Below are 12767 nucleotides of genomic sequence, written 5' to 3'. Positions count from 1 at the left end.
CCCGAACACTTAATCAATACTCTTTTTGGCCGTTGTGCCCGGCCTACCCAAAGTCACATAGGCGTTTCGCCACCAATATGAAACAGATAGCGTTTAACCCGCCGAATAGGTCAACGTAAAGTGACACGGGTTCAACAGTTCAGAATAAGAAAAGTTACGCCCACAACCGGTACAGGTCACATCGCCGTTTTCGCACTTTTCGATCCTTGCCTTCCCGGTTAGCTTCGCCCCGACTCAAATTTGGGAGGAGACCTCATGAGCATCGCGGCGAAACTGGAAAGCTTGGGTGTCAACCTACCGGACGCGCCTGCGCCGGCGGCCAACTACGTGCCCTTCGTGCGCGTGGGCAATATCGTCTATGTCTCGGGGCAGATCTCGAAGGCGGATGATCTGATCACTGGCAAGCTGGGCGACAACATGGAAGTCGAAGCAGGCGCTGCTGCGGCCAAGGTATGTGCGATCAACCTTCTGGCCCAGGTCAAAGCGGCCTGCGGTGGCGATATCGAAAAGTTGGTGCGCGTCATCAAGCTGACCGGGTTTGTGAACTCGACGGCAGATTTTACCGCGCAGCCGCAAGTCATCAACGGTGCGTCAGACTTTCTGGTCGAAGCGCTGGGTGATGCAGGTCGCCATTCGCGTTCGGCCGTCAGTGCGGCGGCACTGCCCTTGGGCGTCGCGGTTGAGATCGAAGGTATCTTCGAAGTTCAATGACGCCCGCGCTGCCTGACGTATTCCTTCAAGTCCCGTTGGCGCATCGCGCGCTGCACGACAAACAGGACAACCGCCCGGAAAACAGCCGGGCGGCCATTCGCGCCGCCGTGGACGCCGGGTATGGGATCGAGATTGATCTGCAACGGACCTCGGACAACCGGGCCATGGTGTTTCATGACTATGACATGACCCGCCTGACCGGACAGCCCGGCCCGATCCAGCTGATCACGTCGGTTCAGGCATCAGGCACCACGCTGTTGCACGCGGACGATGGCATCCCGACGCTGGATGAGGTGCTGCACATCGTGTCAGGCAAAGTACCGCTGCTGATCGAATTCAAGGATCAGGACGGCGCGATGGGCACATCAGTGGGCCCGCTGGAACAAGACGCCGTACGTGCATTGTCAGGTTACGATGGGCCGGTGGCATTGATGTCGTTCAATCCCAACTCGGTCGCTGAACTGGCGCGGCTGGCACCGCATCTGCCGCGTGGCATCGTGACAGGATCGTACCAGCCCAAGGTCGAGCTTTTATCTCAGAGTGTTTGTGATCACCTGCGCGACATTCCGGATTTCGACCGTGTCGGGGCCAGTTTCATCAGCCATGAGGTCGAAGACCTTGACCGCCCCCGCGTGGCCGAACTGAAGGCACGCGGTGTACCGATCCTGTGCTGGACTGTGCGGTCGCCTGAACAAGAGGCAGAGGCCCGCGAAGTTGCGAACAATGTGACGTTCGAAGGGTATCTGGCTGCACAACCGGGTTGAACCAGCCCTGCAACGTCACAGATAAAGATCGGAGGCGGAGGGCAAATGGATCAGGCACAGATCGAGGTTCGGGTGCTGGGCTCGCTGTCGCAGATATCTGCGGCGGAATGGGACAGCTGCGCCTGCCCCGAGGTTGCCGATGGCGGCCGTCCGCTTGATCCGTTCACCACCCACCGGTATCTGCTGGCACTTGAGCACAGCGGCTCGGTCGGGTGCGGAACTGGCTGGCAACCGCAATACCTGACGGCCTATCTGGACGGGATGCTGATCGCGGCGGCGCCGATGTATGCCAAATCCCACAGTCAGGGCGAATACATCTTCGACCACAACTGGGCGCATGCCTATGAAGGTGCCGGGGGTCGTTATTATCCCAAGCTGCAGATCGCCGTACCGTTCACCCCTGCAACAGGTCGGCGTTTTCTGGTGCGCCCCGGCTATGACTCGGTTGGCATGTCTGCGCTGGTGCAGGGGGCGGTGCAATTGGCTGCGGATAATCAGGTGTCTTCGGTCCACGCAACCTTCTGCACCGAAGCCGAGGCGCTGGCGGGTGAGCAGATGGGCCTTATGCTGCGCCAGTCACAGCAATTTCACTGGCTGAATGACGAATATCAAGATTTCGACGGATTTCTTGCGGCGTTGTCATCGCGCAAGCGCAAGAATATCCGCAAAGAACGCGCGCAGGCCATCGATTTTGGCGGCGAAATCCGCACTCTGACAGGGGATGACCTGCGCCCCGAACACTGGGATGCCTTCTGGCAGTTTTATCAGGACACCGGGTCCCGTAAATGGGGCGTTCCCTATCTGACCCGCCAATTCTTTGATATTGCGCATGAAACCATGGCAGGCGACATGGCCTTGGTGCTGGCTGAACGGGACGGATACGCTATCGCAGGGGCTTTGAATTTCATCGGCCGCGAAACGCTTTTTGGCCGGTATTGGGGTTGCACTGAGCATCACGCCTGCCTGCATTTCGAACTGTGCTATTATAGGGCGATCGATTTTGCCATTGCGGAAGATCTGGCACGGGTAGAAGCAGGCGCACAGGGTGAACATAAGCTGGCGCGCGGTTACTTGCCCACGCGCACGCATAGCTTGCATTGGGTCAATGACCCGGGCTTTGCCGATGCGATCAAGAAATATCTGGACGCCGAGGCCCACGCAGTGGGAGAAGAGATCGAGATTCTGACGGATTACGGTCCGTTCAGAAAATCGAATCCGGAGGAACAGCAATGACGGAACTATTGTCGACCGAGACACGCGGCCCTCTTCTTGATCCGCTGTTCGACAACGGCTGGACCATGGTCACGGACCGGGACGCAATCACCAAGACCTTCATATTCGAAGATTTTGTCCATGCTTTTGGCTGGATGACCCAGGTGGCGATCTTTGCCGAGAAATGGAACCACCATCCCGAATGGTCAAACGTGTACCGCGCGGTCGAGGTCGTCCTGTCCACCCATGATGTGGGCGGTTTGTCAGCGCTGGATGCCAAGTTGGCGCGTAAAATGGACAGCCTCGTTTAACGGTCTCCTCTGGATCCCATGCCGCCGGCCAGAGAAGCTATTTCACCCAGACGACGGAAATCGGCGGGTGTGACCGTGCCGTTGCTGACGTCGATGTCTCGTGGAATACCGGTTGTCCGATTCCCAACCGAACGAACGCTGCGCGCCGCCGGATTGATGTCCAAACATCGCGTATCATAGCACGTCAGGCCCGAAGTACTGATCTGGATCTGGGGCTGTCCGTTCGGTCCGGTCACCACGGGGGCCTGCGGCGCATCACAGGCGGCAAGAAACCCCAGAATGCCGAGGGCTATCCACTTTTTCATACCACACTCCTATCGTTCAGCCCGGTCGTGCGATCAATCCAACTGGCCGTTTCCGTCCTGATCGGCGGCCAGGAAATCATCGCCCATCTGCTGGTCATACTCTGATCGTGAAATAAAGCTGTCGTTGTTGCGGTCAACGTTTTGAAACCGCTTTATGTCCAGAAACGGCTTGGCTTCTTCCAGACCCAGCGTTCCGTTCTTGTCTTCGTCCATGGCCTGAAAAGCATAATCCGAAAAGGCGTTGAACTCGTCCTTGGACAGGAAGCCATCGTTGTTGGAATCAATGGCGTTCAGTTCCTTTTCGTGCAGTTCAGCAACTGTTTCCGCCAAGGTTGCACTGGCCGCCAGAATGATCGTTGTCGTTAGAATAGCTGTTTTCATCATCATTCTCTCCTCAGCACGCGTAACGCTGGCCCGAGACACCGCCCGTGACGGCCCCGGCCGCGGTCAGGATGTCTTTGCCGGACCCACCGCCGAATTGATTGCCAATCGCCCCGCCGATCAGTGCGCCGCCTAGTGTGCCGCCGAGGCAGGCGATCTCATGCTGTCGTGCTTGCTGCTGTTGAGGTGTCGGGGCCGGGCCACACGCTGCCAGCGCGCCTGCAGCACCCAGAATGACTGTGATGACTTTGAGCTTCATCAAAAAACTCCCTGAATGAATGGGGCAAGTATCGACACATCAGGAAGTTGCATCAAGTGAAATAGGGTTAACGTGGCCCCGGCTGTACCGGGGCCCGAGTGACTTAGATAGCCTCAAGCAGACCTTCGCCCGCGGAAATCTCGCAGGCACCTGGGTTTTCTTCAAGATTCAATGCAACGACTTTGCCATCTTCGACCAACATCGCATAGCGCTTTGAGCGCGCAAGCAGGCCGACGGGCGGGGCGTCGAAATCCATGCCAATGGCCTTGGTGAATTCGGATGCGGCGTCGGCCAGCATGGTCAGGCCTGCGCCTGTCGCGCCAGTGGCTTCGCCCCATGCGCTCATTACAAAGGGGTCGTTGACCGAGACGCAGATGATTTCGTCCACGCCCTTGGCGTCGAACTGTTCCTTGGTGCGCATAAAGCTGGGCACATGGGCCGAGTGGCAGGTCGGCGTGAATGCGCCGGGCACTGCAAAGATCACAACCTTGCGGCCTTTGGTCTTGTCTGAAATCCGAACCTCTTCGGGCCCTTCTGCCCCCATTTGAGTCAACGTTGCGTCGGGAAGCGTATCACCGGTTGAAATCATCTTGTTCCTCCTGTCGATTGGATTTGCAGAGTCGGCCTCAGCCGCAATATAGGTGAGCCAGAGAATGAAACCACGGGAAGTTGACAGGGCAGGACGAACATGAGCCATATTGTTGTGATCGGAGCCGGGCAGGCGGGATCATCTCTTGTTGCAAGACTGCGCAAGGACGGGTTTGAAGGCGATATCACGCTGATCGGTGCCGAGCAGCATCTGCCCTATCAGCGTCCCCCACTGTCCAAAGCTTATCTGCTGGGAGAGATGGAGCTTGAACGCCTGTTCCTACGCCCCGAAAGTTTCTACGCCGAAAACAACATCCCCCTGCGTCTGGGTCAGCGCGTGACTGCGATCGACCCCAAGGCCAAGACCGTGACCCTGGGCGATGAGGTGATTTCTTATGACGAACTGGCCCTGACCACTGGTTCCGACCCGCGTTACCTGCCTGCTGCCATTGGCGGTGATCTCGAAGGCGTCCATGTCGTGCGCGACCTGACCCATATCGACGAGATGGAGCCCCGCGTTAAAGAGGGCGCCCGCGCCCTGATCGTTGGTGGTGGCTATATCGGGCTTGAAGCGGCCGCCGTCTGTGCCAAGCGCGGGGTCAAGGTTACTCTGGTCGAGATGGCGGAACGGATTTTGCAACGCGTCGCAGCACCGGAAACCAGCGACTACTTCCGTGATCTGCATTCCGAATACGGTGCCGACATTCGTGAAGGCGTCGGGCTGGATCGTCTGGTCGGCGAAGACGGCAAGGTCACCGGGGCCATTCTGAGTGATGGCACCAAGCTTGAGGTTGATTTCGTCGTGGTTGGTGTGGGCATTGCACCGTCGACCCAACTGGCCGAGATGGCTGGGCTGGAGCTGGACAACGGCATCAAAACGGACGCTCATGGTCGCACGTCTGATCCGTCGATCTGGGCCGCAGGCGATTGTGCGTCCTTCCCGCATGGCGGCGGCCGTATCCGGCTGGAAAGTGTACCGAATGCCATCGATCAGGCCGAGATCGTTGCTCAGAACATGCTGGGTGCCGCCAAAGACTATGTGGCGACGCCGTGGTTCTGGTCGGACCAGTATGACGTCAAACTACAGATCGCAGGTCTGAACACCGGCTATGACAGCGTGGTGACCCGTAAGGGTGACGGGCAGACGGTGTCCTTCTGGTACTACAAAGGCGACCAGCTGATCGCGGTCGACGCCATGAACGACCCGCGCGCTTACATGGTCGGCAAACGCCTGATAGACGCGGGCAAAACGGCCGACCCGGCCGTCGTGGCCGACCCAGACGCGGACCTGAAACCGCTGCTCAAAGCGTGAGGATCATCGCCGGAGAGTTCCGAGGTCGCGCCTTGGCCTCGGTCGGCAAAGGAGATGCCGGGGCGCATCTGCGTCCCACCACTGACCGTGTGCGTGAAAGCCTGTTCAATGTGCTGAGCCATCAGATCGACTTTGATGGGCTGCGTGTTCTGGACCTTTTCGCCGGCACCGGAGCACTGGGGCTTGAGGCGCTGTCGCGCGGCGCGGCGCATGTGACGTTCGTGGATGACGGGCGTGTGGCTCAGGGACTGATCCGTAAGAACATTGATCTGACCCACAGCAAGGATCGTACCGATCTAATCCGTCGCGACGCGACACGGTTGGGTGACAATACGGGCACGCCTTGTGATCTGATTTTTCTTGATCCGCCTTACGGCAAAAGCCTGGGACAAAAGGCGCTTGCGACGGTCACTCAAGGGGGGTGGCTGGCAAAAGACGCCTTGATCGTCTGGGAAGAAAACGCCCCCATGGAAGCGCCCGAAGGGTTTGACCTGCACAATGCGCGAAAGTATGGCGACACGCATATTTCGCTGATGTGGCGGACAGAGGTCTGATATGCACGACCTGGTCATTTTCGATTGCGATGGTGTTTTGGTCGACAGTGAGCCCCTGTCCAATCAGGTGATGGTTGCGAACTTTGCCCGACATGGACTGTCCTTGACGGCGGAGGAGTGCCACAGGGTTTTCACCGGCAGGACCATGCCGGAAGTGCAGGATATCGCGCGCGATTTGGGGGCCGACCTGCCCGAGAACTGGATTATGGAATTCGATGCCGAAACCGACGCCCGACTGCGTCAGGGTGTTCCTTTGGTTCCGGGTGTAGCGGAATTGCTGACGCTCTTGGATGCGCGCGGAATTCCTTTCTGCGTGGCGTCCAATGGCGGGCCTGACAAAATGCGAGTCACGCTGGGGCAGAATGGTCTTTGGGATCGCTTCAAGGATGTGATGTTTTCAGCCTACACTTTGGGAGTCGGTAAGCCTGACCCCACCATGTTCCTTACAGCAGCCCGTCAATTTGAGGCCACCGCGCCAGTTGTAATTGAAGACAGTGCCAGCGGCGTTACCGCAGCAATCCGTGCCAATATGCGCTGCCTGGGCTATGTGCCTGATGGAAAAGGTGCATTTCTGGCGGACCTCGGAGCAGAGGTTTTCACCGACATGGCCGAGGTTCCAGCCCTTTTGGGAATTTGACTTGACCGTGGTAAGCTCGGCTTATGGACCGCGCTTTGACTCCACCGCTCTGGACCCCTTCCGACGCCGCTGAAACCCACACCGGACCCGCGCCCAAGCCTTTGCGCGCGCCTGTGTTCATCCACGACGCGATTACGCCGTGGGGCACGGAGACATTGCTGCTGAAACTGCTGCGCGAGCAGGCCGCCGATCAGGACGAATAGGTCGGATGGAATTTATTGCCCGGTGACAGGGTAAAGATATCGACACCATCAGCCGTCACACCCACCGAGTGTTCGAACTGCGCAGACAGCGACTTGTCGCGGGTCACCGCAGTCCAGTCATCGGCCAGTGTTTTCGTCTCAGGACGGCCAAGGTTCACCATCGGTTCGATGGTAAAGAACATGCCCTCTTCCAGAACCGCGCCAGTGCCCGGACGGCCATAGTGCAGCACGTTTGGCGGCGCGTGGAATACCCGGCCCAGGCCGTGACCACAGAAATCGCGCACGACGCTCATCCGATGCGCCTCGACATATGCCTGAATGGCGTGGCCGATATCACCGAAGGTGTTGCCCGGCTTGACCGCCTCGATGCCTTTGAACAGGGCATCATGTGTCACTTGGACCAGACGCTCAGCCTTGCGGGGCAGTTTGCCCGCAACATACATGCGCGAAGTATCGCCGAACCAGCCGTCTACGATGACCGTAACGTCGATGTTCAGAATGTCGCCATCCTTCAGCTTCTTGTCGCCGGGAATGCCGTGGCAGACCACGTGATTCACGCTGATACAGCTGGCATGCTGATAGCCCTTGTAGCCAATTGTTGCCGATGTCGCGCCTGCATCCTCGACCATCTGCGTGATCATGCCATCAATCGCGCCAGTGGTCTGGCCCGGAAAGACATGTTCTGCAATATCGTCGAGTATCCGCGCGGCCAAGGCCCCTGCCGCATGCATGCCGGCAAAGTCACCCTGTTCGTAAATGCGGATGCCGTCCTTGGTCAGACGGCCACGATGTTCTTTCATCGACGCTAAGCTCCAAATGTTGCGCGCAGCCTGCCTTTTACGCTGCTTGTGCAGAAAGTTCCAGAGGGTGCGCGTTTGCGAGTGTTAGATGGCGCGGAACGCCCCCGGATCAAGGCTGCAAAGTCTATCAAATTCGCTCAAAATCATAATTTCAGATAGAATGTTGTTCTTTCCCAGTGAGATCGTTTTGGAGGGTCAAAATGTCCAGCAATTCTGCCAGTTTTATCGGTGAAATTCCACACCATTACGATCAGGGTCTGGGACCGAACATTTTCGTAGACTATGCCGACAGGTTAACCGGGCTGTGTGACGGCCTTGAAACGGGTCGCGTTCTGGAGCTTGCCGCAGGAACGGGAATTGTCAGCCGTAAGCTGCGCAACGCGTTAAACCCGTCTGTTTCGCTGACGGTTTCGGACCTTAATCCGCCCATGTTGGAGATTGCAAAAGCAAAGTTCTCCGGCAGTGAGAATGTCGAGTTTGTCCAAGCGAACGCAATGGAACTGCCCTTCGAAGACAACAGTTTTGACCTGATCGTTTGCCAGTTTGGCGTGATGTTCTTTCCAGACAAAACTGCGTCATATCGCGAAGCTGCCCGTGTTCTGAAGCCAGGTGGCCGGTACGTTTTCAACGTCTGGAGCGATATGTCCGAAAACCCGTTTTCCGAGACAGCTCACAAAGCGGCGATGACGTTCTTTCCCGAAAACCCACCGGGATTCTACAAGGTCCCGTTCCACTATGGCGACCCCGACGTCGTACACGCGGACCTTGCGGCCGCAGGTTGGGGGACCGTTACGCACGAAACCATCAGGTTGAACAAACCAATCGCCGACCTTGAGAAATTTGCGACAGCCCTGGTGTATGGAAATCCGTTGATTGACGAAATCAGAGCGCGCGGAGGTGTCGATCCGGATGCGGTTGTGGCCGAAATGCTGTTGGCGCTGCGGTCCAGATTTGAGGCCAGTGATATGGTGATGCCCCTTTCAGCAACCCAGTTCGAATGCCGAAACAAGGGGTGAACCGGACCTGACGGGGGCAAGTGATATTACCCGGGCAGGTTAAAGTCCCCGAACCGTGTGGTATCCACCCAAACACCGTCGGGCGAAATTTGCGTACCATACACCAATCGCTCGACACCCTTCACCTGTGCCGTCTCAAATGCCGCCGCATAGGCCGCGTCTATATCCGCCGCCAAACCAAACCGATCGCAATCCGTGCGCTGCACCAGATACAGCATGATCGCGCGATGTCCCTGCGCCACCATGTCCGACAACTCACCCAGATGTTTGGTGCCACGCGCGGTAACGCTGTCGGGGAATTCTGCCAAGCCGGGCTCACGGGACAGGGTCACACTTTTGACCTCGACATAGGCGTCGGGCAGGCCAGGTTGCGTCAGCAGAAAATCAATACGGCTGTTTTCGCCGTACTTCACCTCGGGACGGACGGTTTCATAGGCCGCAAGCTCAGGTATTTCACCGGCCTCAAGGGACGCGCGCAGGGCTTTGTTGGGCACCGAGGTGTCAACACCGGTAAAATGCCCGTTCTCATGATCGACCAGACGCCAGCCGTATTTCAGTTTTTTCTTCGGGTCATCGTTGGGTTCCAACCAGATCTTCTCGCCGGGTTCCGCCAGACCCATCATTGACCCCGGATTGGCGCAATGGGCGGTTACTTCACACCCGTCCTCCAACTGGCAATCGGCCAGAAAGCGTTTGTAGCGGCGGATCAGGCGGGCGGGGATCAATGGGGTGGCAAACTTCATGCCACCCGGCTTAACGCGCGCCCGTCCGTATGGGAAGTGTCAGACGAGGCCCGCCATTACGCCACCATCCACATCCCAGACTGCCCCGGTGACCCAACCCGCATCATCGGACAGAAGATGGGTGATCGTATGCGCCACATCCTCGGGCCGACCGACGCGGCCGATCGGGTGGAAAGCGTCGAAAGCACCAGTCAAGGTCGCCTCTATCTGGTCCGGTGCGATGAAGGCACCATAGATTGGGGTCACCACCACCGCCGGAGAAACGGCGTTCACTCGGATCTTATGTTCCGCCAGCTCCATTGCCAGATGCTGCGTCAGGGAATGAAGTCCGGCCTTGGCCATCGAATAGGCCGAGGACGGTGTGGCGCGAACTGCCTGTTTTGCCCACATAGAGCCTATGTTGACGATATTTCCGCCTCCGTTGGCTTTCATGTTTTCGGCCACGGCCTGCGTGATGAAAAAGGTCGCGCGGTTCAGGTCCAGATAGCTATCGTAATCCTCGGCGGTGTGTTCCATGAACGGTTTTGGCGCGAATGTCCCGGCTGCATTCACCAATCCCTGAATGTGACGCGTGTCCGATTTGATCTGGTTGATCAGCCTTTCGACGTCTGCCGCGTCGCGCAGGTTCGCGCGGTATATGTCCGCGGCGCCGCCAAGTTCCGCTTTCGCCGTGTCCAGCTTGCCAGCGGATGACCCGACAAGGGTCACGTGCCCGCCGCTTGCTATGATTTGGCGCGCTGTGGCCAGACCCATTCCGCTGGATCCGCCGACGATAAGTGTTGTTGTCTGTGTCATGATTAGATTCCCTATCTACTGATAGATAGATATATTGAGCTTGGAAATTGAAATTCAACCCCCTATCTAGTGGTAGGTAAATTATAGATTGATGAGCAGATGCCCAAAACGGAAAAACCCCTGTCAGAAACTGCCAGCCGTATTTTAGATGTGGCCGAGCGTATGGCGCGGCAAGGCGGGTATTATGCCTTCAGTTTTCGCGACATCGCGTCTGAAATCGGCATCAAATCGGCCAGCATTCACTACCATTTTCCCACCAAGGAAGCTTTGGGCGAGGCGCTGGTGACCCGGTACACTGATCGGTTCCTGGGGGCGTTGGGGCGGTTGGACGAAGCCACGCCTTTGGAATCTCTTGAACAATATGTGGCAGCGTATCGGCAAGCGCTGATTGAACAGGATCTGATGTGCCTGTGCGGTATGTTCGGTGCTGAATTCGCAAGGTTGCCGGACCCGGTCGCCAGACGGACGCGCGAGTTTTTCGAGCGCAACCTCGTATGGCTTGAAACGGTATTCCGGGCTGCTGGCGCCGCAAATCCTGAAGCCCGAGCAGGGGAAACGATTGCCCGCCTGGAAGGGGCGATGATCCTGGCGCGGTCGATGAACGATATGGACCTGTTCCAACGCGTCACTGCCGATTTGCCCGCCCAAGCGTTGCGAGAATGACAAACGGGCCTTGCGAGGTTCAGCAGGAACGATATCTTGCGGCCTGTGCCATATCAGGAAAGGACAGGTCATGCCGAACCCAACCGCAGCAATGCTTGTGATCGGGGATGAAATCCTGTCGGGTCGCACCCGGGATGCGAACATGCATTACCTTGCGCAGGAACTGACCAAACAGGGCATTGATCTTAAAGAGGTTCGTATGGTCAGCGATGACGCCACAGCCATCGAACAGGCCGTGCGCGCCCTGTCGGACCGCTTTGATCATGTGTTTACCAGTGGCGGAATAGGCCCGACCCACGACGATATCACGGCCGACTGCATTGCCCGGGCCTTTGGTGCTTCGATCGACGTGCGCGCCGACGCCCGCGCGCTGCTGGAGCGACACTATGAGAATTCGGGGCTGGAACTGAACGCCGCGCGCCTGCGGATGGCACGTATTCCGGAAGGTGCGACATTGATAGACAACCCGGTCTCAACCGCGCCGGGATTCACCCTTGGCAATGTGCACGTCATGGCGGGTATCCCCACAATCTTTCAGGCCATGGTCGCCAGCGTTCTGCCAAAGCTGACCGGTGGCGATCCCCTGTTGTCGCAAACGCTGCGGATCAATCGGGGTGAAGGTGATATCGCCTCAATCCTCTCGGCTTTGGCTGAGGATTACCCTGATCTCGCCATCGGCAGCTATCCGTTTCAGGTAAATGGTGTATTCGGCTCTAACGTGGTGGTTCGGGGCACGAACGGGTCACAGGTCGATGCGGCCACGACCCGGTTGGCAAAAGAGCTGGAGCTTTGAGCCCGAACTGGGCCGACGTTGTCGACGGCACATGGCCGGCGGCTCGGTCCGAAACAATTGGCCCAATTCGACTGCGACAAGGGTTGGGTGGTGGCTCACGCGTTTCCGCAGGTAGCGCTCTGGCATCGGCGACCGACGCGGATATTGAAGCCGCTGAAGGGGCGATGCGCGCGATGGGTCAGCGGCCCATATTCTGCTTGCGACCGGGCGACGAACGGCTGGATCAGCAGCTTGCGGATCGGGGCTATGACATTCTTGATCCCGTCAACATCTACCAATGCCCGGTCGACCACCTGACCGATACGCCCATCCCTCGGGTCACCGCCTTTACCATCTGGAGTCCACTGGCGATCATGAACGAGATCTGGGCGCAAGGCGGTATCGGGCCAGAGCGGCTGGCTATCATGGACCGGGCCGAGGGACCGAAAACGGGGATATTCCTGCGTCATTCCGATCACCCGGCGGGGACCGGTTTTGTCGCCATTCACGACGACGTCGCCATGATCCATGCGCTGGAAATCCTGCCAGCCCACCGGCGTCAGGGCTTGGGAAAATGGGCTATGCGCGCGGCTGCAATCTGGGCGCAGAAGAACGGCGCAAAAACGCTGAGCGTGATCTGCACCAAGGCCAATGACGGGGCAAATGGTCTTTACCATGCGCTCGGGATGGAGATCACCGGAGAATACCATTACCGTCAGCTTGTCCAAGGAGAGTGACCAC

Annotated in this window: 19 protein-coding genes; 12 read left to right on the top strand and 7 right to left on the bottom strand. The window is 58.0% G+C overall.

Annotation, left to right across the window (positions count from 1 at the left end; translation table 11 throughout):
- Positions 1 to 255: 255 nt before the first annotated feature.
- From AC2FIO_RS09805 to AC2FIO_RS09790, 4 genes are read left to right on the top strand one after another with little or no spacing between them, the layout of a single operon-like run.
- The gene (locus tag AC2FIO_RS09805; protein WP_058275010.1) at positions 256 to 711 is read left to right on the top strand and encodes a RidA family protein; all 456 of its coding nucleotides are present in this window, start codon (positions 256 to 258) and stop codon (positions 709 to 711) included.
- Entirely contained in the window at positions 708 to 1475 is a 768-nt protein-coding gene (locus AC2FIO_RS09800) for a glycerophosphodiester phosphodiesterase family protein (RefSeq protein WP_496697268.1), read from the top strand. Before AC2FIO_RS09805 ends, AC2FIO_RS09800 begins: the two co-directional genes overlap by 4 nt.
- A gap of 45 nt (positions 1476 to 1520) precedes the next feature.
- Entirely contained in the window at positions 1521 to 2708 is a 1188-nt protein-coding gene (locus tag AC2FIO_RS09795; RefSeq protein ID WP_496697266.1) for a GNAT family N-acetyltransferase, read from the top strand.
- Positions 2705 to 2998 (top strand): 4a-hydroxytetrahydrobiopterin dehydratase, encoded by a 294-nt coding sequence (locus AC2FIO_RS09790; protein WP_496697264.1) that lies wholly within the window; start codon positions 2705 to 2707, stop codon positions 2996 to 2998. The genes AC2FIO_RS09795 and AC2FIO_RS09790 overlap by 4 nt, the downstream gene beginning before the upstream one ends.
- Here AC2FIO_RS09790 and AC2FIO_RS09785 read toward each other — a convergent pair.
- From AC2FIO_RS09785 to AC2FIO_RS09770, 4 genes are all read right to left on the bottom strand, one after another.
- Positions 2995 to 3303 (bottom strand): hypothetical protein, encoded by a 309-nt coding sequence (locus tag AC2FIO_RS09785; RefSeq protein WP_058279069.1) that lies wholly within the window; start codon positions 3301 to 3303, stop codon positions 2995 to 2997. The genes AC2FIO_RS09790 and AC2FIO_RS09785 overlap by 4 nt on opposite strands.
- Positions 3304 to 3336: 33 nt before the next feature.
- A complete protein-coding gene (locus AC2FIO_RS09780) occupies positions 3337 to 3687 on the bottom strand; it encodes an EF-hand domain-containing protein (RefSeq protein ID WP_234999173.1) in 351 nt (116 codons plus the stop codon).
- Positions 3688 to 3697: 10 nt separating this feature from the next.
- The gene (locus tag AC2FIO_RS09775; protein ID WP_109313633.1) at positions 3698 to 3943 is read right to left on the bottom strand and encodes a glycine zipper 2TM domain-containing protein; all 246 of its coding nucleotides are present in this window, start codon (positions 3941 to 3943) and stop codon (positions 3698 to 3700) included.
- Positions 3944 to 4046: 103 nt separating this feature from the next.
- On the bottom strand, positions 4047 to 4532 hold the full coding sequence (locus AC2FIO_RS09770; protein ID WP_058279067.1) for a peroxiredoxin: 486 nt from the start codon (positions 4530 to 4532) through the stop codon (positions 4047 to 4049).
- 99 nt (positions 4533 to 4631) lie between these two features.
- Between AC2FIO_RS09770 and AC2FIO_RS09765 the strand changes: the two genes are divergently transcribed.
- The 4 genes from AC2FIO_RS09765 to AC2FIO_RS09750 are packed head-to-tail and all read left to right on the top strand — an operon-like array spanning position 4632 to position 7237.
- Positions 4632 to 5843: an NAD(P)/FAD-dependent oxidoreductase gene (locus AC2FIO_RS09765; protein ID WP_496697261.1), complete on the top strand. Its 1212-nt coding sequence runs from the start codon at positions 4632 to 4634 to the stop codon at positions 5841 to 5843.
- Positions 5840 to 6397 carry a 16S rRNA (guanine(966)-N(2))-methyltransferase RsmD gene (rsmD, locus tag AC2FIO_RS09760; RefSeq protein WP_058275002.1) on the top strand — a complete coding sequence of 186 codons (558 nt, stop codon included), beginning with the start codon at positions 5840 to 5842 and terminating at the stop codon, positions 6395 to 6397. The genes AC2FIO_RS09765 and rsmD overlap by 4 nt, the downstream gene beginning before the upstream one ends.
- A 1-nt stretch (position 6398) precedes the next feature.
- Positions 6399 to 7034 carry an HAD family hydrolase gene (locus AC2FIO_RS09755; RefSeq protein ID WP_496697258.1) on the top strand — a complete coding sequence of 212 codons (636 nt, stop codon included), beginning with the start codon at positions 6399 to 6401 and terminating at the stop codon, positions 7032 to 7034.
- A gap of 23 nt (positions 7035 to 7057) precedes the next feature.
- On the top strand, positions 7058 to 7237 hold the full coding sequence (locus AC2FIO_RS09750; RefSeq protein WP_058275000.1) for a hypothetical protein: 180 nt from the start codon (positions 7058 to 7060) through the stop codon (positions 7235 to 7237).
- Here AC2FIO_RS09750 and map read toward each other — a convergent pair.
- Positions 7225 to 8037, bottom strand: coding sequence for a type I methionyl aminopeptidase (map, locus tag AC2FIO_RS09745; RefSeq protein ID WP_058274999.1), 813 nt, complete (start codon positions 8035 to 8037; stop codon positions 7225 to 7227). The two genes, AC2FIO_RS09750 and map, sit on opposite strands and share 13 nt — an antisense overlap.
- Positions 8038 to 8237: 200 nt before the next feature.
- Between map and AC2FIO_RS09740 the strand changes: the two genes are divergently transcribed.
- Complete coding sequence (locus tag AC2FIO_RS09740; RefSeq protein ID WP_496697256.1) at positions 8238 to 9053, top strand: class I SAM-dependent methyltransferase; 816 nt, start codon at positions 8238 to 8240, stop codon at positions 9051 to 9053.
- A gap of 26 nt (positions 9054 to 9079) precedes the next feature.
- Here the strand turns inward: AC2FIO_RS09740 and sfsA are convergent, their stop codons facing one another.
- Both sfsA and AC2FIO_RS09730 read right to left on the bottom strand, forming a co-directional pair.
- On the bottom strand, positions 9080 to 9796 hold the full coding sequence (gene sfsA / locus AC2FIO_RS09735) for a DNA/RNA nuclease SfsA (RefSeq protein WP_496697255.1): 717 nt from the start codon (positions 9794 to 9796) through the stop codon (positions 9080 to 9082).
- 39 nt (positions 9797 to 9835) lie between these two features.
- A complete protein-coding gene (locus tag AC2FIO_RS09730; protein ID WP_496697253.1) occupies positions 9836 to 10591 on the bottom strand; it encodes an SDR family NAD(P)-dependent oxidoreductase in 756 nt (251 codons plus the stop codon).
- 99 nt (positions 10592 to 10690) lie between these two features.
- Here AC2FIO_RS09730 and AC2FIO_RS09725 point away from each other — a divergent pair, with 99 nt between their 5' ends.
- The 3 genes from AC2FIO_RS09725 (at position 10691) to AC2FIO_RS09715 (ending at position 12763) form a co-directional block, all read left to right on the top strand.
- Entirely contained in the window at positions 10691 to 11254 is a 564-nt protein-coding gene (locus AC2FIO_RS09725; RefSeq protein WP_496697251.1) for a TetR/AcrR family transcriptional regulator, read from the top strand.
- A 70-nt stretch (positions 11255 to 11324) separates the two neighbouring features.
- Complete coding sequence (locus AC2FIO_RS09720) at positions 11325 to 12047, top strand: competence/damage-inducible protein A (RefSeq protein WP_496697249.1); 723 nt, start codon at positions 11325 to 11327, stop codon at positions 12045 to 12047.
- On the top strand, positions 12044 to 12763 hold the full coding sequence (locus AC2FIO_RS09715) for a GNAT family N-acetyltransferase (RefSeq protein WP_496697247.1): 720 nt from the start codon (positions 12044 to 12046) through the stop codon (positions 12761 to 12763). Before AC2FIO_RS09720 ends, AC2FIO_RS09715 begins: the two co-directional genes overlap by 4 nt.
- Positions 12764 to 12767: the final 4 nt, after the last annotated feature.

Source organism: Ruegeria sp. CDSB086 (genome assembly GCF_059611065.1).
This window is presented reverse-complemented; position numbering and strand designations above follow the sequence as displayed.

Coding starts and splice junctions, on each gene's coding strand:
- AC2FIO_RS09805 (WP_058275010.1), top strand. CDS start 256: ATGAGCATCGCGGCGAAACTGGAAAGCTTGGGTGTCAACCTACCGGAC.
- AC2FIO_RS09795 (WP_496697266.1), top strand. CDS start 1,521: ATGGATCAGGCACAGATCGAGGTTCGGGTGCTGGGCTCGCTGTCGCAG.
- sfsA (WP_496697255.1), bottom strand. CDS start 9,796: ATGAAGTTTGCCACCCCATTGATCCCCGCCCGCCTGATCCGCCGCTAC.
- AC2FIO_RS09730 (WP_496697253.1), bottom strand. CDS start 10,591: ATGACACAGACAACAACACTTATCGTCGGCGGATCCAGCGGAATGGGT.
- AC2FIO_RS09750 (WP_058275000.1), top strand. CDS start 7,058: ATGGACCGCGCTTTGACTCCACCGCTCTGGACCCCTTCCGACGCCGCT.
- AC2FIO_RS09775 (WP_109313633.1), bottom strand. CDS start 3,943: ATGAAGCTCAAAGTCATCACAGTCATTCTGGGTGCTGCAGGCGCGCTG.
- map (WP_058274999.1), bottom strand. CDS start 8,037: ATGAAAGAACATCGTGGCCGTCTGACCAAGGACGGCATCCGCATTTAC.
- AC2FIO_RS09765 (WP_496697261.1), top strand. CDS start 4,632: ATGAGCCATATTGTTGTGATCGGAGCCGGGCAGGCGGGATCATCTCTT.
- AC2FIO_RS09720 (WP_496697249.1), top strand. CDS start 11,325: ATGCCGAACCCAACCGCAGCAATGCTTGTGATCGGGGATGAAATCCTG.
- AC2FIO_RS09740 (WP_496697256.1), top strand. CDS start 8,238: ATGTCCAGCAATTCTGCCAGTTTTATCGGTGAAATTCCACACCATTAC.
- AC2FIO_RS09755 (WP_496697258.1), top strand. CDS start 6,399: ATGCACGACCTGGTCATTTTCGATTGCGATGGTGTTTTGGTCGACAGT.
- AC2FIO_RS09725 (WP_496697251.1), top strand. CDS start 10,691: ATGCCCAAAACGGAAAAACCCCTGTCAGAAACTGCCAGCCGTATTTTA.
- AC2FIO_RS09785 (WP_058279069.1), bottom strand. CDS start 3,303: ATGAAAAAGTGGATAGCCCTCGGCATTCTGGGGTTTCTTGCCGCCTGT.
- AC2FIO_RS09770 (WP_058279067.1), bottom strand. CDS start 4,532: ATGATTTCAACCGGTGATACGCTTCCCGACGCAACGTTGACTCAAATG.
- AC2FIO_RS09790 (WP_496697264.1), top strand. CDS start 2,705: ATGACGGAACTATTGTCGACCGAGACACGCGGCCCTCTTCTTGATCCG.
- AC2FIO_RS09780 (WP_234999173.1), bottom strand. CDS start 3,687: ATGATGAAAACAGCTATTCTAACGACAACGATCATTCTGGCGGCCAGT.
- AC2FIO_RS09800 (WP_496697268.1), top strand. CDS start 708: ATGACGCCCGCGCTGCCTGACGTATTCCTTCAAGTCCCGTTGGCGCAT.